Origin of the sequence: Fictibacillus sp. UD (assembly GCF_043558025.1) — a bacterium.
In the GTDB taxonomy this organism is placed as follows: Bacteria; Bacillota; Bacilli; order Bacillales; family Fictibacillaceae; genus Fictibacillus.
Window position 1 is genome coordinate 25,546 of record NZ_JARUHH010000020.1, and the last position, 19,263, is coordinate 44,808.

The window sequence follows — 19,263 nt, forward strand, 5'->3', positions numbered from 1 at the left end:
TAGATTACACATGTTCCGCTCATAATGGTTAGTATAATGCTAACCGAAAGGGGACCGTACATGGCTATTCATTACAGGTGCAGGCATTGTAAAACACATGTTGGCACGATTGATCACCATACTGTGAATGCGGCACATCTTGGGTTTGAAACATTAAGTAGCGAAGAACGGCAGGAATTACTCTCCTATAAAGAGAATGGAGATATAGAGGTCACGACTACTTGTGAGGATTGTCAGGATACTTTAGAACGCTATCCTGAGTATCATACGTTGAAATCCTTTATTCAATAAAATAAGGTAATGCTTTGGCCATAGCCTACTACGCGGGCCAAAGCCTTTTTCTGTTTAAAATGGGCTGTGTTCGTATTTCTTTGATGTTTTTGAAAGTGGTTGATCTGCGTTCCTGGGTGCTCGCTTTCCGGGGGGCGTGCGGTGAGCCTCCTCTGCGCTTTGCGCCGTTAGGAGTCTCACCTGTCCCGCTGCTCCCCCAGGAGTCTCGCACCTTGCACTCCAATCAACTTGTCAATGAAGGGGTTTCCAAAACATAACCCACAAGCAACAACCTTTTTAATACAGATCAAAAATCACTTTCATAGAACCAATGACTAGCTTGTGAGAGGGGGAGTAAGAAATGCTTGGATTGAAGAAATATTTTAGCCAGGGAGAAGACTTTAAATCCATTTTGGATGGTATAAACGGCGGACTCAAAGAACAATTAGTAGCGGGGCTTTCAGGTTCTGCTCGAACCATGCTCATTAGCAGTCTTCACGAGAATACGGGTAAACCACAGCTGGTTGTAACCCATAATCTATTTCAAGCACAAAAACTATATGAAGATCTAACTTCTCTTTTATCTGAAGATGAAGTTTATTTATATCCCGTTAATGATCTAATATCCTCGGAGATGGCAATCTCGAGTCCTGAGCTGAAGAGCCAAAGGATTGAAGCGCTAAATTATTTAAGCCAATCATCCAAAGGTGTCATTATCACACCAGTTGCAGGACTAAGAAGATATCTTCCACCGGTAGACGTTTGGAAACAATCTGGACTTTCTTTTAAAATGGGTGAAGATATCGATCCAGATCAAGTTTTAAATAAGCTTGTTGCGATGGGATATGAACGTACGTCAATGGTACAAACACCAGGTGAATTCAGTGTTCGTGGAGGAATTATCGATATTTACCCACTTACGGAAAAAAATCCTCTTCGCATTGAGCTTTTTGATACGGAAATCGATTCTATTCGTTACTTTGAAGCAGAAACACAACGTTCACAAGATAAAGTAGAGCAGATTTCCATTGCTCCAGCTGAAGAACTTATCCTGTTTGAAGAACACTATAACAAGGCTGCAGAGCGTATTGATGCAAAGCTAGCAACCACTTTAAAAAATATTAAAGATAATTCTTTAAAAGAAACACTCGTTGAAAATATTAGTTATGAAACGGGCCGATTGCGTGAACAACAGCAGTTTCAAAGCATGTATAAGTACGCTTCGCTCTTTTATGAACAGCCCGCAAGTCTTTTGAATTACATATCGTCTGACAGCTTGATCATTATGGATGAGATCGGCCGCATTCAGGAAACGAGCCAGCAGCTGGATAAAGAGGAAGCGGAGTGGCAGACCGCTTTGCTAGAGCATGGAGAGCTTGTTCAAGATCTGACCATATCGCCTGACACCAACCAGCTTCTTGGTGACAAAAAGGCGTTTCCGATCATTTATTTATCTTTGTTCTTAAGACACGTACCGCACACTCAGCCTCAAAACATTCTCAATGTAGAATGCAAGAGCATGCAGAACTTTCACGGTCAGATGAACGTATTAAAAGGTGAGATGGACCGCTGGAAAAAGCTTGGATTTGCGATCGTTTTTGTTGCGATGAACAGGGAACGTGCACAGCGGCTGGAACGAGTGCTTGCCGATTATGAAATGGATGCAGGCATTATTGACAAAGATCAGGATATTCAGCCGAAAACGAGTCAGATTTTGCTCGGAGATCTTGCTAGCGGATTTGAATCTGTTAAGCAAAAGCTTGTTGTCATAACAGAAGAAGAAGTATTTACGAAGAAGGCTAAACGTCCTGCTAGAAAACAGAAGATGACTAATGCTGAACGGATCAAGAGTTACTCGGAATTAAAAGTAGGCGATTATGTCGTTCACGTCAATCACGGGATTGGGAGATACTTAGGAATCGAAACGCTCGAGATCAAAGGTGTTCATAAAGATTACCTGCATATCAAATATTCCGGAAACGATAAGCTTTACGTACCTGTAGAACAGATCGATCAAGTACAGAAGTATGTGGGATCTGAGGGGAAAGAGCCTAAGATCTATACGCTAGGCGGAAGCGACTGGAAAAAAGTTAAAAGCAGAGTTAAATCTTCTGTTCAGGATATTGCGGATGATCTTATTAAGCTTTATGCAGAACGTGAAGCGAGCAGGGGTTATGCATTCGCTGAAGATGGAGCAGAACAGAGTGAGTTTGAGGGAAGTTTTCCATACCAAGAAACGGATGATCAGCTTCGTGCGATCGACGAAATCAAGAAAGACATGGAAAGTATTCGTCCGATGGACCGCCTTCTTTGTGGAGATGTGGGTTACGGAAAAACCGAAGTGGCGATTCGTGCAGCGTTTAAGGCAATTATGGATGGAAAGCAAGTGGCTTTCCTTGTTCCGACTACGATCCTTGCACAGCAGCATTTTGAAACCTTCCGTGAACGCTTTTCAGAGTTTCCAATTACTATCGGCAGTTTAAGCCGTTTTCGTTCCAAAAAGGAACAAAACGAAGTGCTTAAGGGATTGAAAGCAGGTACGGTCGATATTGCGATCGGAACACATCGTTTGTTATCAAAAGATGTTCAGTATAAAGATCTAGGTTTGCTTATTATTGACGAAGAGCAGCGATTTGGTGTTACTCACAAAGAAAAGATCAAAACGCTAAAATCAAATGTGGATGTGCTCACATTAACTGCTACACCTATTCCACGTACACTTCACATGTCGATGCTCGGTGTTCGTGATCTTTCGGTTATTGAGACACCGCCAGAAAATAGATTCCCAGTTCAGACATACGTCATGGATTATAACGGTTCTTTCGTACGAGAAGCGATCGAGCGGGAAATGGGCCGCGGCGGTCAAGTATATTTTCTGTACAACCGTGTTGATTCGATTGAAAGAATGGCCGAGCAGATATCGATGTTCGTACCTGATTGCCGTGTCGCCTATGCGCATGGACAAATGTCTGAGAACGAGCTTGAAAGCGTCATGCTCGAATTTTTAGAAGGAAATTATGATGTGTTGGTTTCAACAACGATTATTGAGACAGGCGTAGATATTCCGAACGTGAATACGCTCATCGTTTATGACGCGGATAAAATGGGGCTTTCACAGCTTTATCAGCTTAGAGGACGTGTTGGTCGTTCTAATCGTGTGGCTTATGCGTATTTCACGTATCAGCGTGATAAAGTTTTAACAGAAGTGGCTGAGAAACGTCTTCAGGCTATAAAGGAATTTACTGAATTAGGATCAGGATTTAAAATTGCAATGCGAGATTTGTCTATTCGCGGTGCAGGTAATCTCCTTGGTGCTCAGCAGCACGGATTCATCGATTCAGTAGGTTTTGATCTGTATTCTCAAATGCTTGAAGAAGCGATTCAAGAACGAAAAGGTACAAAACCAAAAGAAGTAGAAGAAGAGGTTGATCTTAATCTTGAGGTTGATGCGTATATCCCGACACACTATATCGGTGACGAAAAGCAAAAGATCGAGATGTACAAACATGTTCGTGCAGCGAAAGCCCTAAAAGACATATCAGACCTGCAAGAGGAATTTATTGACCGTTTCGGTGATTATCCAGTAGAAGTGGAATGTCTCCTGCTAGTAGCAGGAATTAAACTTCGTGCGAAGCGTGAAGGCGTTAAGTCGATTGAACAGAAGCAGGATACGGTCAACATGCTGTTAAATGAAAAAACAACAGCATCCGTGGATGGCGGAAAGATGTTTGAGATCGCGAATAAGATAGGCAGACACGTAAACCTGGGTATGCAGAACAACTTAATGAAAGTGGTCATCAACAGGAAACGGGTAAAAGATTTAGATCTGTTGAAACAGATTGATCTTTTCCTAAAAGAGATTAAGCATGCTAGGAAAGAAAAGACAACAAATACACCATAAAATATAATTACCCTCTCAATCGTGAATAGAACAGCAGATGTAACAAATAATAAACCTAGAAAATGGAACATTCTTTCAGAGAAGGAACCATTTTGTTGTTACATCAGTGAATCATCATCATCCGAAAGAGAGGGCATTATCTATATGAAAGCCACAGGTATCGTTCGACGTATTGATGACCTTGGGCGCGTAGTTATTCCAAAGGAAATCCGCAGAACACTTCGGATTCGTGAGGGAGACCCGCTTGAGATTTTTGTAGACAGAGATGGAGAGGTTATTTTAAAGAAATACTCTCCGATTAATGAGCTAGGCGATTTTGCAAAAGAATACGCAGAAAGCCTTGCAGATAGTACAGGTCATGTTGTGTTAATTGCTGACCGTGATACATATATTGCGGTAGCTGGCGGATCCAAGAAAGATTACCACAATAAAAGCATCGGTAAAGTAGTGGAATCGTCCATGAGTGACCGGAAGACGCTGGTTGAATCCAACGGAGCCGAAGCCGAGCTGATTGATGGGATTAAAGAAAATACATCTCATGTTATAGCACCTATCATCGCAGGCGGAGACCCTATAGGGGCAGTTGTTATGGTAGGAAAAGAAGGAAAAAAGCTGTCAGAACTTGAGCAAAAACTTGCTGAAACTGCTGCTGGATTTTTAGCCAGACAGATGGAGCAGTAGAGAAGGAAGGGCTATTATGCTCTTTCTTTTTTTGTTGTTAAAGACCTTTTTATAAGGCTGTTTCCGGAAGGTTTGTTGTTCTTGGAAGTGGTTGATTTCCGTTCCAGGTGCTCGCTTTCCGCGGGGCAGGCGGTGAGCCACATTTGGACGTTTCACTTTTAAGTGTCTCACCTGCCCGCCTGTCCCGCAGGAGTCTCACACCTTATACTCCAATCAACTGTCACAGAAGAAAATAAAAATGAGGTTTGAAAGCAACAAGCTTTTAGAAAAGAGCCTTTTTTTACTATGCGTCCACGTAGCTACTTGCTACCCTTTATTTCGCGCAGTTAAGCTTCATTTCAAAGCTCCACAGAACAAAATATGCGATCTAAATAAAGGAACAAGTAGTACCAAGTAGGAAGAGTCTATTGGTAATTGCTTTATATAAGCTGCATATCGCAGGGCGATACAATCTGACTATGGTATAATACCTTGAATTAAGTTGATGAATTAAAGAACGTGTCGACATGTGTCGTCCCGGGAAATAAATATTTGCAGTATCGAGGTATATACTATGAACTCTAAGAAATATTCCGTATGGGAAGGTGCATTGCTGCTGACTACAGCAGCAATCATCGTAAAATTACTAAGTGTCGTATATCGCATTCCCTACCAGAACATGACGGGTGATTTCGGCTTTTATGTCTTTCAGCAGGCATATCCGTTTTACGCTATAGCAGCAGCTGTTGCATTTACAGGGTTTCCGATGGCATTGTCAAAAATGATCGTTTCCGAGAAAAACAACAATGATCATCTGATTAAAACATCTGTATGGATCTCTTTTACGTTAGGTGTGCTTTCATTTATTTTTCTATTTTTCACAGCACCATTTATCGCACGGTGGATGGGAGATTATAATCTTCAATTACCTATAAAAGTGATCTCAGTTCTATTTTTGTTTATCCCGCTTGCCGCATTTTTAAGAGGTACGTATCAAGGGTACGGCGATATGCAGCTAACGGCCGTTTCACAATTGATCGAGCAGACAATTAGAGTATCAGGTATTTTACTATTATCTTATTATTTCGTTTCAAAAGGCTACACCAGTTATGAAACAGGTGCAGCGGCACTGTCAGGTTCAGTGATTGGAGCTCTTGCATCAGGCTTGTTTCTTTTATTCTTTTGGAAAAAGGGTTTTGCGAAAGCTTACAATCCTCAAGCGGAATTCCGGTTTCTTTATGCGGCAGAACTGCTCAAAACGAGCATCTATCTGTCTCTAAGTGCTCTCATACTAGCTATGATGCAGCTTGTGGATTCCTTCCTTTTTGTGAATGTATGGGTAGGAAGCGGCATGGAGGCATATGATGCCAAAATATTGAAAGGTGTTTTCGACCGTGGACAACCACTTCTTCAATTAGGTACCGTAGCCGCAGCTTCAATAGCACTTGCAGTTGTCCCAGAAATGGCGTCGTTAGTCACGGAAAAGAAAAAAGCAGAAATTCAATCCCTTTCTAAACTCTCTGTTAAGTTATCTATCGTTTTCGGTGGAGCGGCAGCGGTGGGGCTAATCTGTATTATAAAGCATCTTAATGTTATGCTTTTTAAAAACGGGGATGGCTCGCGTGCTCTCGCTATACTTTGTATATCCATTATTTTCGTATCTATCATTTATACGACAACAGGACTCTTGCAAGGAATCGGTCATGGGCGATTTGCAGTGTTTACCGTACTTTTAGCAGTGGCTGTAAAAGTAGCGGGGAACTTTATTTTCATTCCGTATATTGGCATGGAAGGTGCTGCACTATCAACGGTGTTAGCCACCTTTGCAGCAGCGGTTGGTCAACTCGTTAAGCTTCAGTCTGCAACAAAATTCCTAAGTGGCAGTCAAAAAGCAAAACTGCTCTCTTACATAGTCTCCTTAAGTTTCATGGCTATTGGAGTTTTGGCTTGGGTTTTTGTTGCTGAACACTTTTTAATGATAGCGAATACGCGATTCCATTCGATGGTGATCAGTATCAGTTCCTCCTTAATTGGGGCTGCCATCTACTTTATTTGCATCTTTAAGCTTAAGATTTTTTCTCAAGCAGAATGGGACTCTGTGTTTCATTCCGTTAGTATATTTAGAAAACTGTTTAAACGTCTTAAAAAAAGGAGACCATGATGACGAAGAAGATTACAATCATTGGCTTAGGTGCTGGAGATCTGGATCAGATGACGCTTGGCATCTACAGGATGCTTGAGTCATCTGAAAAGGTCTATGTGCGTACGATCCATCACCCTGCTGTAGAAGACCTTATGAAACAAGGAAAGACATTTATTGCATTTGATGAGATCTATGAAAAGCACGATCAGTTTGAGCCTGTGTATGAGGAGATTGCGGAAACTTTGTTTAAAGCAGCTGAAGCAGAGAATCATGTAATCTATGCTGTACCAGGCCATCCACTCGTTGCAGAACAAGCTGTTCAGATTCTTTTGCACCAGGCACAAAGTAAAGAAGTTGAGGTAACGGTTGCAGGCGGCAAAAGTTTTCTCGATGAAATGTACACTGCTCTAAAAATCGATCCGATAGAAGGATGCCAGATTCTTGATGGTACTTCATTAAAGAAAGATGAGATCCAGATCCGTCACCATCTTGTGATCGTCCAAGTGTATGATAGCTTCATCGCATCAGAGGTGAAGCTGACCTTAATGGAAAAATATCCGGATGATTATGAAGTCGTTGTCGTAACAGCGGCAGGCAGCTCAGATGAGTCCATTAAGAGAGTTCCGCTGTATGAGCTGGACCAGACTGTGACATTGAACAATCTAACAGCCGTTTACGTTCCTCCTGTAAAAGAAGATGAGCTTTTGTACAGAGACTTTTCGTTCTTAAAAAACGTTATTGCTCGCCTGCGCGGACCCGGTGGTTGTCCGTGGGATCAAAAGCAAACGCATGTTACACTGAAAAAGTATTTGATCGAAGAAGCTTATGAAGTGCTGGATGCCATTGACGAAGAAGATGATGAGGCACTGGCGGAAGAACTAGGGGATGTATTGCTTCAAGTGCTGCTTCACGCACAAATTGGTGAAGATGAAGGATTCTTTGCCATAGAAGATGTTATTGCTGTTTTAACCGAGAAGATGATCCGCCGCCATCCACATGTGTTTAGCGATGTTTCTGCAGAGAATGCAGACGAAGTAGTGGCAAACTGGGACGCGATTAAAGCGCAAGAAGCAGGGAAAGAAGACAGAGAGTCACTGCTTGACGGAGTGCCAAAAGGAATTCCAGGTATTCAAAAAGCGTTTCTTTATCAAAAAAAGGCTGCTAAAGTTGGTTTCGATTGGAAAGAAGCTGGACCTGTCTACGATAAGATCTTAGAAGAATTAAAAGAGTTTCAGGAAGCTGAAGGTGATGAACAACAAAAAGAGCTTGGTGATTTGTTGTTTTCAGTGGTGAACTTAGCGCGTTTTTACAAAATAGATCCTGAAGAGGCATTGAATGAGACTAATCGAAAGTTTAGAAAGAGATTCAGCTATATCGAGCATGCGTTAAAGGAACAATCTCTATCGTTCGACGACGTAACGCTTGAGGAAATGGACCGTCTTTGGAACGAAGCAAAATAATTTTTTTTTCTACAAAGAAGGATTATAGTGAAAAATAGAGAATATTTTCTCGAGAAATATTAAGAAACCCTTAATTATAAGGGTTTTCTACCGAATTATGTGATAGATAAACAAGGAGGTAATTAAAAATGAACAAAAATGAATTGGTAACAAATATCTCAGAAAAGTCAGGACTTACAAAGAAAGATGTAGAAACAGTCGTTAATGGCGTAATCGATGAAATCACTTCTGCTCTAAAAGACGGAGACAAAGTACAGTTTGTTGGATTTGGAACTTTTGAAACTCGCGAGCGTTCTAGCCGTACTGGCCGCAACCCTCAAACAGGGAAAGAAATTCAAATCCCAGCTGCTACAGTTCCAGCGTTTAAAGCAGGAAACAAGCTGAAAGAAGCTGTTAAGTAAGCATGCGCTTAGACAAGTTTCTGAAAGTCTCCCGCCTGATTAAACGGAGAACCGTGGCGAAGGAGATTTCAGATCAAGGCCGTATCTCCATTAACGGATTGCAGGCTAAAGCGTCTTCTGATGTAAAAGTTGGGGACGAGCTTACGATTCGTTTTGGTCAAAAGCTTGTAAAGGTGAAAATCAACGAGCTTAAAGATACGACCAAAAAAGAGGACGCAGACAACATGTACACCGTCCTCGAAGAAAACCGCATCGAAACGACTGAGTAAAGAACCTGAATTTTTCAGGTTCTTTTCTTTTTGCTGTTTTCGCAATCATTGTTGCTCTTGGAAGTGGTTGATTTCCGTTCCAGGGTGCTCGCTTTCCGCGGGGCAGGCGGTGAGCCACATTTGTACGTTTCACTCTTAAGTGTCTCACCTGCCCGCCTGTCCCGCAGGAGTCTCACACCTTACACTCCAATCAACTTGCAATGAAGTGAATGAAACAAGACCCAAAGGTAACAACCTTTTAGAAAAACACATCAATGGTTCTTCAAAACATTCAACTATTCAATACAGCTTGTTCTATTCCACCACTTCCCTTCATAAATTTGTATGGAATAGAGGAGGGGATTGTATGGATCAACGATATGATTTAAATGGATATAATCAAAAAGTGAGCACACCAAACCACGATGTAAGAATGATAGGCAGAAAGAATTTAGAGATTACAGGAGTTAAACAAGTAGAAAGTTTTGATAATGAAGAGTTTTTGCTTGAGACAACGATGGGCTTTTTAGCGATACGCGGAACTAACTTGAAGATGAAGAATCTTGATGTTGAATCAGGTGTCGTAAATATTGAAGGCAAAGTGTTCGATCTTGTGTACCTTGACCAGCAGACCGGCGAAAAAACTAAAGGCTTCTTTGGCAAACTGTTCAAATGACCTTAACTGTTCAGTTTCAAACCATGTTTTCTATGGTTTTCATGGGTATCTGGATCGGTATGGCTGTCGATACGTACAGCCGGTTCATCCATGAAAAGAGAAAGTGGCACTGGCTTCACTTTTTGAATGATCTGCTGTTTTGGCTGGTACAGGCTTTGCTCGTCTTTTATGTCCTTCTGCATGTGAATCATGCTGAAATTCGATTCTATATTTTTATTGCTCTCATTTGTGGTTATGCGGCGTACCGAGCACTTTTTGAACGAATCTATAAGAAGATACTCGAGTGGATCGTTTCAGCTGTCGTATCCCTTTTTCGCTTTTTTTATCGACTGCTTAACTCTTTAATCGTTATGCCGATAAAATGGTTAATTATGCTCATATCCGCTATTCTATTATATGTATTTAACATCTTGCGGAAAATTGCAATGGTAGTTTTCATGATTCTTTTTTCTCCTTTTAAGTGGGTGGGACGACTCATATGGCGTTTCATTCCAAAGCAAAAATGGTATAATTTAAAGGAGAAATATTTAAAATTAGCAGGGTTTTTGATTTCAGCGAAGAATAAAGTCAGCAATTGGAAGGGAAAAAAGAAGTAAAGGAGGGGAACAGCGAACTAATGCGCCAAAAAAAAATAACAGAGATTCACTCACAATACATCCAGAATAAAGAGCGTCATGAGCAGGTGATCGCAAAACGTAAGCGTGGTTTGTACCGTCGCTTAACAGGGGCCTTTATCGTATTTTCCTTTTTTGCTTTTTTAATTATTACGGGTATTGCAGAACAGCTTTCCCTTTTAAATGAAAAACAGATGGAACAACAAGAGTTAAGTGATGAATACAAAGCTCTTTTGGAAGAAAAGGCACAACTTAAAGATGAAGTGAATAAACTAAAAGACGAAGAATACATTGGAGAAATCGCTAGACGCGACTTTTTTATGTCAAAGCCTGGTGAAACGATTTTTAAACTTCCAGAATAAAGCAATAAGCGTAGATTGACACGCAGATTTTTTCGATTGTATAATAAGTATTGATATCTTTTGAGATTTTTTAAGGAGGAGCATTTTTTGCATGTCAATTGAAGTAGGCAGCAAGTTGCAAGGTAAAGTTACTGGGATTACTCATTTTGGAGCGTTTGTAGAGCTGCCAGGGGGTACAACAGGACTCGTGCATATTAGCGAAGTTGCGGATAATTACGTGAAGGACATCAACGAATTTCTTAAAGTTGGTGATCAAGTCGAAGTTAAGGTTATGAGCGTCGAAAAGGACGGAAAGATTGGTTTGTCTATTAAAAAAGCAAAGGAAAATGCTGCTTCTGTTAGTAGACCAGCCCCTTCAAGAGGCGGCGGCGGATTCAACAAATCCCGCAAAGGTCCGAACCGAGGCGGAAACAACCATTCTACTGCATTATCTTTTGAGGATAAGATGAATAAATTCCTTAAAGATAGTGAAGATCGACTCACTACTTTAAAGCGTAGTACTGAATCAAAAAGAGGTGGCCGCGGCGGCCGAAGAGGATAATTGTTGCATTTTTAATGCTCATTCATCTATATATGGCAAGCATCCTATACATTAGGGTGCTTTTTGTTTTTTTGATGTTGATTTTTCTGTCAGGCTGGCTCGACTTCTTTTGCGTTGATACATACTAAAAAGCTCTATTCTAAAAGATTGTTGCTTTCAAACCTCATTTTTATATTCTTCTGTGACAGTTGATTGGAGTGCAAGGTGCGAGACTCCTGCGGGACAGGCGGGCAGGTGAGACACTTAAGAGTGAAACGTACGAATGTGGCTCACCGCCTGCCCCGCGGAAAGCGAGCATCTGGAACGGAAATCAACCACTTTCAATAACAACAAAGTTTACGCTAACAGTCTTTTAAAAAAACTACAAAAAACTTTTTCGACAAATTTCTAAAGAACCGTTGACAGGATGGCAGGATAGATGTAATATACTACTTGTGTCTTTTACAAATGGCGGTGTAGCTCAGCTGGCTAGAGCGTACGGTTCATACCCGTGAGGTCGTGGGTTCGACTCCCTCCGCCGCTACCATTTTTAATTTTGACATATACATACAAACGTTCAAGAGCATCCGCATAGGGTGCTCTTTTTTATTGTTTAGGGAATGGATCATAAGCTGTTCAAGTTCGCATGATGATTGTCCCGCTGGATTAAGCAAGATATTATAAAAAACCTCTGAAATTTCGTATTAACAAGATTTGTCATTATTAATAGCTGGAACTCCCATACTTTCATGCGTAAAAGCCTAATTTGATACAGAAAATTTCCTATATTGTCTGTGGTGCGCGCAAAGCCCCGAGAAGCGCGCGCAAACCGTTCGTTGGTGCGTGGGAATGAAGCTCAGCTGCGCGTAAACCTCATTCGACTGCGCGTAATTGAAGGGTAGCCGCGCGAACGTGTAAGAAATAAAGGAACACGTACCGTAACAACACTAAAACAGTGCTTAATGGGAACAACCTGAAACTCGAAAACTAACTTCCCCAATGAACCCCTTTTATTTTTCTTCATAATTCTCCCTAATACTTTTAAAAATGAAAATTCCTTTTCCCTTTTTGTAAGAATGTTGTCCGCTTTTGCTTTACTTTCGTGAAATAGTGGTGAAGTCCGTCGAGAAGTTTTTTGGACCAACATTGTTCTTTTGACAAAATCTTTGTTCTAAACCTGTTTATAATGGTTACACAAATTGGAAACGGGTGGTGTATGGGATGTGGCAGAAGGTTGAACAAGAAGTACTCGAACCGATCAGGGGAATGGTGTGGGTAGAAAAAGGCCAGCAAGCGGTTTATAAAACGAGTAAGAGATGGCTTCAGCTTTTGAACCAGAGCATTTTTAATTGGAGAATGCTGTTGTTTGGAATAGGCTTTTTGTTAGGACGAGCTATGATTTTGGCTGAGATGTCTCCTTTCGCTTTACCTTTTGCGGCAAGTGTCTTTGTTTTAAGAAAAGAGCGGACAGGCATTGCTGTCTTTGCTGTATTGGCAGGAGCGATGTCACTTCAGCCGATGAATGCTTTATTCTTTATAAGTGCCTTGCTCGTTTATGCATGTCTCCAAAAAGGGACAGATCTTTTCATTAAGAACCGTATACAAACTTTGCCTCTTTTAGTTTTTGGCTCCTCTTTAATCACACGAACTTTATTTTCTATGTTTGGTGAGGGTGGATTAGAGCGGGTCGATACAATGCTAGCGCTAGTAGAAGGGGGGCTAAGCTTAGTCCTAACGTTAATCTTTCTTCAAAGCATACCGCTTTTAACGAATAAAAAAATTCCTCAATCTTTAAAAAATGAAGAAATTGTATGCTTAATGATTCTGCTCGCATCCGTGATGACTGGAACGATCGGCTGGCAGATCAATGATGTTTCAGTAGAACATGTTGTTTCTCGTTATTTAGTTTTGCTGTTTGCGTTTGTAGGAGGAGCAGCGATCGGATCGACCGTTGGGGTTGTGACAGGACTTATCCTTAGTCTCGCCCAAGTGGCTAGTTTGTCTCAGATGAGTCTCTTAGCGTTCTCTGGTTTGCTCGGGGGTCTTTTGAAAGAAGGGAAGCGGTTTGGTGTGAGCTTAGGGCTGATCATCGGTACCGTGCTGATTGGTCTGTATGGTGAGGGTCGGGCTGAGATCACTTCAACACTGATGGAGTCTGGCTTTGCTGTTCTGCTCTTCCTATTAACACCGAAAACTGCGATCAGCAACATCTCGAAGTATGTGCCTGGTACAAGAGAGCATTCGATGCAGCAGCAGCAATATTTGAAAAAGATCCGGGATGTAACGGCAAGCCGTGTAGAACGATTTTCTAGTCTTTTTCAAGCGTTGTCACACTCGTTTCAATCGGTAGGTTCATCGCTAAATGAAGAAGAAAGCTCACGTGAAGTAGATCTTTTCTTAAGCAATATTACAGAAAAGACGTGTCAGACATGTTTTAAAAAGGAACAGTGCTGGGCTCAAAATTTTACAACGACATACGATCTTATGACAAAACTAATGGTGGAGCAAGAGGATTACAGTGATATCAAGGACAGAAAATTAAAGCGTGACTGGGAAAGGCACTGCATCAAGCCTGAAAAGATAACAGACCTAATGAAACAAGAGCTGACTCAATATAGAGCTTCCCAAAAATTAAAGATACAAGTGCAAGAAAGCCGCCGTTTAGTAGCTGATCAGCTGATGGGCGTTTCACAGGTTATGGGTGACTTTGCAAAAGAGATTCAGCGCGAACAAGAGAACCATCAAATTCAAGAAGAGCAGATTAAAGATTCTCTTGCTCAAGCGGGAATCGATGTAGGTCACGTAGATATTTACAGCTTAGAAACATCAAATGTTGATATTGAAATGACCATTCCTTATTGTGGCGGGTCAGGGATCGCTGAAAAGCTGATTGCGCCAATCCTTTCTGATATTTTAGAAGAAACGATTCTTGTTACACATGAAGAGTGTGCGAACTACGCCACAGGCTACTGTCATCTATCGTTTCATTCGGCTAGAGAATTTGTGGTTGAAACCGGAATTGCATCAGCTGCGAAAGGAGGAGCGTGGCTTTCTGGAGATAGTCATTCGACGATAGAGATCGGTGCTGGGAAATTTGCGGTTGCGATCGCAGATGGTATGGGTAACGGAGAACGAGCGTTCATCGAAAGCAACGAGACACTGCAACTGCTTCAAAAGATCCTTCAATCTGGAATTGAAGAGGAAGTAGCCATTAAATCAGTCAACTCGGTTCTCTCTTTGCGTACGACAGACGAAATTTTCTCGACGCTGGATCTTGCAATGATCGATCTGCAAGATGCATCAGCTAAGTTTTTAAAAATCGGATCCACGCCGAGTTTTATTAAACGCGGTGATCAGATCAAGACGGTTGAAGCGAGCAACCTGCCGATGGGAATCATCCAGGATTTTGATGTGGACGTTGTTGATGAGCAGTTAAAAGCAGGGGATATCTTAATCATGATGAGTGACGGTATCTATGAAGCTCCTCGTCATATTGAAAACATTGATGCCTGGATGAAGCGCAAGATCAGAGAAATTGATACCGATGATCCTCAGGAAATAGCAGATTTGATTATGGAAGAGGTCATCCGTACTGGAAATAACGGAATAGAGGACGACATGACGGTTGCAGTGACAAAGATTGAAAAGAACATTCCAAAGTGGGCAACAGTACCTCATTACCCGAAAGTAAACATTAACCGCAAAAAAGCTCAATAGATTAAGATAATAGGAGATCCCTCTTTTTAGAGGGGTCTTTTTGTACGCCAGTCCATAAACTTGCTGCAGAAATTATAAAGCGGACAGTATTTTCTCAAAAGTGGACAGTAAAACTCAAGAAGTGGACAGTATTTTGTTGAAAGTGGACAGTAAACTTTAAAAAGTCGACAGTAAATAGCTGAGACTCGACAGTATTTTAAATCAGCACCCCGAACGCAGATTGACCGGTCTCGTTTACGCGTATAAACAATAACTTTCTTGACGATGATGGTAATAGTTAAAATTCGTACGCGAGAGGGGTTAGAGTAATGCGGAACAAAGGGACGTTGCGTCAAATATTGCTTATTACAGATGGGTGTTCAAACCAAGGCGAAGATCCAGTAGCGATGGCTGCACTTGCTCACGAACAAGGAATTGCTGTTAATGTTATCGGTGTACTTAACGAAAATGCTCCGGAGTATCATAGACAAGGTTTAAAAGAAGTTGAGGAAATTGCAATGGCTGGCGGTGGAATCAGTCAGGTGGTGTACACAAAGCAGTTGGCACAAACGGTTAAGATGGTCACACAAAAAGCTATGGCTCAAACGATAAAAGGAGTCGTTAACGCTGAATTGCAGCAAATATTAGGAAGTCAGTCGACGATGGAAGACCTTCCTCCCGATAAACGTGGGGAAGTCATTGAAGTTGTAGATGAGATGGGAGAAACAATGAATCTCGAAATCTTGGTTCTAATCGATGCTTCAGGCTCGATGGAAGATAAGATGCTTACGGTTCAAGAATCTCTGCTTGATCTATCTATCTCGTTAAATTCCAGAATCGGTGATAATGAGTTTTCGATCTATGTCTTCCCAGGGAAAAGATCAGAAGCGGAAGAGTTATTAAGCTGGTCATCCAAACTAGACTCGATCGGCAAAATCTTTTCAAAGATTACACTCGGTGGAATCACACCAACAGGACCTGCTATAAAAGAAGGAATTGGCGCTTTTGGTCGCAAACGTTCGTCAAAAAGGAGATTCTTGTCCGATGATGCCCCAGGATATACGAACGAGTCCGGTATGTAACTTAGTTGTTGGCGAAGAAATCCGCGGAAAGTGGAATCACTCTAAGTATCGAATCCGCCGCCGTCTAGGATATGGCGCGACAGGCGCAGTCTATCTGGCTGATTCAGATCGTGGAGTGGTCGCACTTAAAATCGGACATGATCAGATGTCGATCACATCTGAAGTGAATGTACTGAAGCGTTTTTCTAAGGTCCAGGGGAAAGTCCTTGGACCTTCTTTAATCGATGTGGATGACTGGGTGGCACGTAATAGCACTTATCCTTTTTATGCGATGGAGTACTTAAAAGGAGAAACGCTGTTTGATTTTATGAAAACAAAATCTTCAGAGTGGGCCGGCATTTTGCTCGTGCAGCTTCTGACAGATCTTCATACACTGCATCAGGCTGGATGGGCATTTGGTGATTTAAAGCCTGATAATCTACTCGTAACAGGACCTCCCTATCGCATCAGATGGATAGACGTTGGAGGAACAACTGTGATGGACAGATCGATCAAGGAATATACCGAATTCTATGATAGGGGATACTGGGGGAAGGGATCCCGAAAAGCAGAGCCCTCATATGATCTGTTCTCAGCAGGGATGGTAATGGTGAACTTGGCTTACCCTTCACGATTTTCGAAAAGTGCTGATCCTGAAAAACAAATGAAAGCGAAAATAGCAGGAAGTCCGATGCTGAAGCCATACGCTTCTATATTGGAAAAAGCGTGGAACGGAAAATACCGTTATGCAGAAGAAATGAGAAACGAACTCGTTCTTTTGTTAAATGACAGGGATAAAGCCAGATCACCCAAAAAGCAGAGCCAGCAAGCCCCTCAACAGACTGCAACCAGACAAGGTCAAAAGAAAAAGAAAAGCAGCTTTATCGCAGAAACTTTTTTAGTATTTACCTTTGTCTTTGTTGTGTACCTGTTCTACATGCTCGGTCAGACGATGTAAATGGTGTTAGTTCCTGCATTTCTTTGTTATGATTTTTAGAGGCTCATTTTCTAAAAGATTCTTGCTTCTAGGGTATTTTTTGTCTAGACTTCATTGACAGGTTGATTGGAGTGTAGGGATGCGAGACTCCCGCGGGACGAGCGGTCAGGTGAGACACTTAAAAGTGAAACGTCCGAATGTGGCTCACCGCCTGCCCCGCGGAAAGCGAGCATCCTGAAACGGAAATCAACCATTCCTAAGAACATCAAAGATTACGAGAACAGCCTTTTTTAAAGACATTAAAAATAATGAAGGAGCGGTTCGCTTTGCAGGAAGTGGAGAACTTTATTAGAAAACACCAGCTTCTTTCATCGGTCAAAAAAGTAGTGATAGGTGTTTCAGGCGGACCTGATTCGTTAGCTTTATTGCATTATTTGTGGAAAAGGTCCTCTTTTTATAAAATCAATGTAATTGCAGCTTCATTCGACCACCAGCTTCGGGGTGAAGAATCTGCTAAAGAGCTTGCTTTTGTTAAAAGCTTTTGTGATGAACGAAATATTGTATTTGAAGGCGGCAATGGGGATGTGGCAAGTTATCAAAGAGAACATGGCTTATCGCTTCAAACAGCTGCAAGAACTTGCAGATATAAGTTCTTTGAAGAAGTGATGAACAAACATCAAGCAGATGCACTCGCACTTGCGCACCACGGTGATGACCAAGTAGAAACGATCCTCATGAGAATGACAAGAGGCAGTGAAGGCTTAAGCTTAGGAGGAATTCCTGTAAGGCGGCCGTTTGCAAATGGAGAAATAATTCGTCCCTTTTTAGGAATAACAAAGAAGCAAATCGAGCATTATTGTAAAGTAGAAAACCTATTTCCCGTTTATGATTCAAGCAATGAAAGTGACAAATATGTACGAAACAGATTCAGAAAAAATGTTCTTCCTTTTTTAAAAAAGGAAAACCCTAGTGTACATGAAAGATTTCAGCATTTAAGTGAAACTATTTCTGAAGATGAAGCGTATATATTGAAACTGGCTGAAATAGAGTTAGAAAAGGTTTTAATCAGTCAAACAGAGGGGAAAATAGAGTTATCTGTATCCGCTTTTAACAAGATGCCTATTCCTTTACAAAAAAGAGGGATTACACTAATATTGAACTATCTGTATAAAATTAATCCTTCATCTCTTTCCTCTGTACATAAGGAAAACTTTCTTAGTTTGCTCGGAAGTGAGCATCCATCTGGGTCTTTGCATTTTCCGTCAGGTTTAGTTGTCAGCCGAACTTATGACAGATGTTTATTAAGTTTTGAGCAAGACGTAAAAAATGAGGAATGGTCATATGATTATTCACTAAAGCTGCCAGGCAGTGTGGAATTGCCAAATGGAATGGTTATTGCTGAAATAACAGATCGTGAGCCCGCTTTACTAAGAGGAAAAGATGTTTTTGTGTTTTCAATGAAAGATGTAAGTCTCCCGTTGCGTGTTCGCAGCCGAAAACCAGGTGACCGGATGGCGATTGCTGGCGTCGGTTCTCGGAAATTAAAAGATATATTTATTGATGCTAAAGTGCCGCATGAAGAACGGAAAGTTTGGCCGATTGTAGTTGATGCAAATGGCGAGATCGTTTGGCTTCCCGGACTGAAACACACTCGACGCTATTCTTTAGATCAATCTGAACATTGGGTTATTTTACGCTTTCAAAAAAATCGCCATGACGTCTAGGAGGCTTGTTGAACATGCATGATGAAATTTTAGAAACACTTATATCCGAAGAAGCTATTCAAAACAAGATCAAAGAACTTGGAAAAGAGCTCTCTGAGGAATATAAGGATAGTTTTCCATTAGTAATTGGGGTTCTAAAAGGTGCTCTACCTTTTATGGCAGACCTGATTAAACGAATGGATATCCATCTCGAGATCGATTTAATGGCAGTTTCCAGCTATGGTGCATCTACCGTTTCTTCCGGTCAAGTAAAAATTGTTAAAGATTTAGATACTTCCTTAGAAGGTCGAGACGTTATCATTGTAGAAGATATTATTGACAGTGGATTAACGCTTAGCTATCTCGTTCAACTATTTAAGGCACGCAAAGCGAAATCGGTTAAGATTGTAACTTTGCTTGATAAGCCAACAGGACGAAAAGTTGATATCGCGCCAGATCTTGCGGGCTTTATCGTTCCTGATGCTTTTGTTGTTGGTTACGGATTAGACTACATTGAGAAGTACCGCAACTTGCCTTACATTGGCGTGTTAAAGCCAGAGATCTACGAAAAGTAAGAATAAAAAACCGCATAAGATTTGATTGTTCGCCTA

At 41.3% G+C, this 19,263-nt stretch carries 18 protein-coding genes and 1 tRNA gene; 18 read left to right on the forward strand and 1 reads right to left on the reverse strand.

Features of this window, described 5'->3' with window-relative positions; genetic code table 11:
• Positions 1-60 precede the first annotated feature (60 nt).
• The 3 genes from P8610_RS18845 (at position 61) to spoVT (ending at position 4,852) form a co-directional block, all read left to right on the forward strand.
• Entirely contained in the window at positions 61-291 is a 231-nt protein-coding gene (locus tag P8610_RS18845; RefSeq protein WP_066238149.1) for an anti-sigma-F factor Fin family protein, read from the forward strand.
• Positions 292-631: 340 nt separating this feature from the next.
• The gene (mfd, locus tag P8610_RS18850) at positions 632-4,171 is read left to right on the forward strand and encodes a transcription-repair coupling factor (protein WP_394605765.1); all 3,540 of its coding nucleotides are present in this window, start codon (positions 632-634) and stop codon (positions 4,169-4,171) included.
• Positions 4,172-4,315: 144 nt separating this feature from the next.
• Positions 4,316-4,852, forward strand: coding sequence for a stage V sporulation protein T (gene spoVT / locus P8610_RS18855; RefSeq protein WP_394605766.1), 537 nt, complete (start codon positions 4,316-4,318; stop codon positions 4,850-4,852).
• Here spoVT and P8610_RS18860 read toward each other — a convergent pair.
• Complete coding sequence (locus tag P8610_RS18860) at positions 4,829-5,023, reverse strand: hypothetical protein (RefSeq protein ID WP_394605767.1); 195 nt, start codon at positions 5,021-5,023, stop codon at positions 4,829-4,831. The two genes, spoVT and P8610_RS18860, sit on opposite strands and share 24 nt — an antisense overlap.
• Positions 5,024-5,405: 382 nt before the next feature.
• On the opposite strand from P8610_RS18860, the gene P8610_RS18865 reads away from it, so the two are divergent.
• The 15 genes from P8610_RS18865 (at position 5,406) to hpt (ending at position 19,227) form a co-directional block, all read left to right on the forward strand.
• On the forward strand, positions 5,406-6,992 hold the full coding sequence (locus P8610_RS18865) for a putative polysaccharide biosynthesis protein (protein WP_394605768.1): 1,587 nt from the start codon (positions 5,406-5,408) through the stop codon (positions 6,990-6,992).
• Positions 6,992-8,434, forward strand: coding sequence for a nucleoside triphosphate pyrophosphohydrolase (gene mazG / locus P8610_RS18870; RefSeq protein WP_394605769.1), 1,443 nt, complete (start codon positions 6,992-6,994; stop codon positions 8,432-8,434). The genes P8610_RS18865 and mazG overlap by 1 nt, the downstream gene beginning before the upstream one ends.
• Before the next feature lie 128 nt (positions 8,435-8,562).
• The gene (locus P8610_RS18875) at positions 8,563-8,835 is read left to right on the forward strand and encodes an HU family DNA-binding protein (protein WP_066238167.1); all 273 of its coding nucleotides are present in this window, start codon (positions 8,563-8,565) and stop codon (positions 8,833-8,835) included.
• Between the two features lie 2 nt (positions 8,836-8,837).
• The gene (locus P8610_RS18880; protein WP_066238169.1) at positions 8,838-9,104 is read left to right on the forward strand and encodes an RNA-binding S4 domain-containing protein; all 267 of its coding nucleotides are present in this window, start codon (positions 8,838-8,840) and stop codon (positions 9,102-9,104) included.
• 346 nt (positions 9,105-9,450) lie between these two features.
• Positions 9,451-9,759 (forward strand): sporulation protein YabP, encoded by a 309-nt coding sequence (gene yabP, locus P8610_RS18885; RefSeq protein ID WP_066390532.1) that lies wholly within the window; start codon positions 9,451-9,453, stop codon positions 9,757-9,759.
• Entirely contained in the window at positions 9,756-10,355 is a 600-nt protein-coding gene (gene yabQ / locus P8610_RS18890) for a spore cortex biosynthesis protein YabQ (RefSeq protein WP_394605770.1), read from the forward strand. The genes yabP and yabQ overlap by 4 nt, the downstream gene beginning before the upstream one ends.
• Before the next feature lie 20 nt (positions 10,356-10,375).
• Complete coding sequence (locus P8610_RS18895) at positions 10,376-10,735, forward strand: FtsB family cell division protein (RefSeq protein ID WP_289493719.1); 360 nt, start codon at positions 10,376-10,378, stop codon at positions 10,733-10,735.
• Positions 10,736-10,826: 91 nt separating this feature from the next.
• The gene (locus tag P8610_RS18900; RefSeq protein WP_289493718.1) at positions 10,827-11,276 is read left to right on the forward strand and encodes a S1 domain-containing RNA-binding protein; all 450 of its coding nucleotides are present in this window, start codon (positions 10,827-10,829) and stop codon (positions 11,274-11,276) included.
• A 204-nt stretch (positions 11,277-11,480) separates the two neighbouring features.
• Entirely contained in the window at positions 11,481-11,603 is a 123-nt protein-coding gene (locus P8610_RS18905) for a hypothetical protein (protein ID WP_394605771.1), read from the forward strand.
• A gap of 122 nt (positions 11,604-11,725) precedes the next feature.
• Positions 11,726-11,802, forward strand: a tRNA-Met gene (locus P8610_RS18910).
• A 674-nt stretch (positions 11,803-12,476) separates the two neighbouring features.
• Positions 12,477-14,972 carry a stage II sporulation protein E gene (spoIIE, locus tag P8610_RS18915; protein WP_394605772.1) on the forward strand — a complete coding sequence of 832 codons (2,496 nt, stop codon included), beginning with the start codon at positions 12,477-12,479 and terminating at the stop codon, positions 14,970-14,972.
• Positions 14,973-15,280: 308 nt separating this feature from the next.
• Positions 15,281-16,033, forward strand: a complete 753-nt coding sequence (locus tag P8610_RS18920; RefSeq protein ID WP_394605773.1) for a hypothetical protein — start codon at positions 15,281-15,283, stop codon at positions 16,031-16,033.
• The gene (locus tag P8610_RS18925; protein ID WP_289493714.1) at positions 15,996-16,970 is read left to right on the forward strand and encodes a serine/threonine protein kinase; all 975 of its coding nucleotides are present in this window, start codon (positions 15,996-15,998) and stop codon (positions 16,968-16,970) included. The genes P8610_RS18920 and P8610_RS18925 overlap by 38 nt, the downstream gene beginning before the upstream one ends.
• A 314-nt stretch (positions 16,971-17,284) precedes the next feature.
• Positions 17,285-18,673, forward strand: a complete 1,389-nt coding sequence (tilS, locus tag P8610_RS18930) for a tRNA lysidine(34) synthetase TilS (protein ID WP_394605787.1) — start codon at positions 17,285-17,287, stop codon at positions 18,671-18,673.
• 14 nt (positions 18,674-18,687) lie between these two features.
• Positions 18,688-19,227, forward strand: a complete 540-nt coding sequence (gene hpt, locus P8610_RS18935; protein ID WP_289493711.1) for a hypoxanthine phosphoribosyltransferase — start codon at positions 18,688-18,690, stop codon at positions 19,225-19,227.
• The last annotated feature ends 36 nt before the right edge of the window (positions 19,228-19,263 follow it).

Excerpts from the sequence above, each read along its gene's own strand:
- P8610_RS18895 (WP_289493719.1), top strand. The coding sequence starts at position 10,376 with ATGCGCCAAAAAAAAATAACAGAGATTCACTCACAATACATCCAGAAT.
- yabP (WP_066390532.1), top strand. The coding sequence starts at position 9,451 with ATGGATCAACGATATGATTTAAATGGATATAATCAAAAAGTGAGCACA.
- P8610_RS18875 (WP_066238167.1), top strand. The coding sequence starts at position 8,563 with ATGAACAAAAATGAATTGGTAACAAATATCTCAGAAAAGTCAGGACTT.
- P8610_RS18920 (WP_394605773.1), top strand. The coding sequence starts at position 15,281 with ATGCGGAACAAAGGGACGTTGCGTCAAATATTGCTTATTACAGATGGG.
- mfd (WP_394605765.1), top strand. The coding sequence starts at position 632 with ATGCTTGGATTGAAGAAATATTTTAGCCAGGGAGAAGACTTTAAATCC.
- P8610_RS18865 (WP_394605768.1), top strand. The coding sequence starts at position 5,406 with ATGAACTCTAAGAAATATTCCGTATGGGAAGGTGCATTGCTGCTGACT.
- yabQ (WP_394605770.1), top strand. The coding sequence starts at position 9,756 with ATGACCTTAACTGTTCAGTTTCAAACCATGTTTTCTATGGTTTTCATG.
- mazG (WP_394605769.1), top strand. The coding sequence starts at position 6,992 with ATGACGAAGAAGATTACAATCATTGGCTTAGGTGCTGGAGATCTGGAT.
- P8610_RS18880 (WP_066238169.1), top strand. The coding sequence starts at position 8,838 with ATGCGCTTAGACAAGTTTCTGAAAGTCTCCCGCCTGATTAAACGGAGA.
- P8610_RS18925 (WP_289493714.1), top strand. The coding sequence starts at position 15,996 with ATGATGCCCCAGGATATACGAACGAGTCCGGTATGTAACTTAGTTGTT.
- P8610_RS18845 (WP_066238149.1), top strand. The coding sequence starts at position 61 with ATGGCTATTCATTACAGGTGCAGGCATTGTAAAACACATGTTGGCACG.
- spoVT (WP_394605766.1), top strand. The coding sequence starts at position 4,316 with ATGAAAGCCACAGGTATCGTTCGACGTATTGATGACCTTGGGCGCGTA.
- P8610_RS18900 (WP_289493718.1), top strand. The coding sequence starts at position 10,827 with ATGTCAATTGAAGTAGGCAGCAAGTTGCAAGGTAAAGTTACTGGGATT.
- hpt (WP_289493711.1), top strand. The coding sequence starts at position 18,688 with ATGCATGATGAAATTTTAGAAACACTTATATCCGAAGAAGCTATTCAA.
- spoIIE (WP_394605772.1), top strand. The coding sequence starts at position 12,477 with ATGTGGCAGAAGGTTGAACAAGAAGTACTCGAACCGATCAGGGGAATG.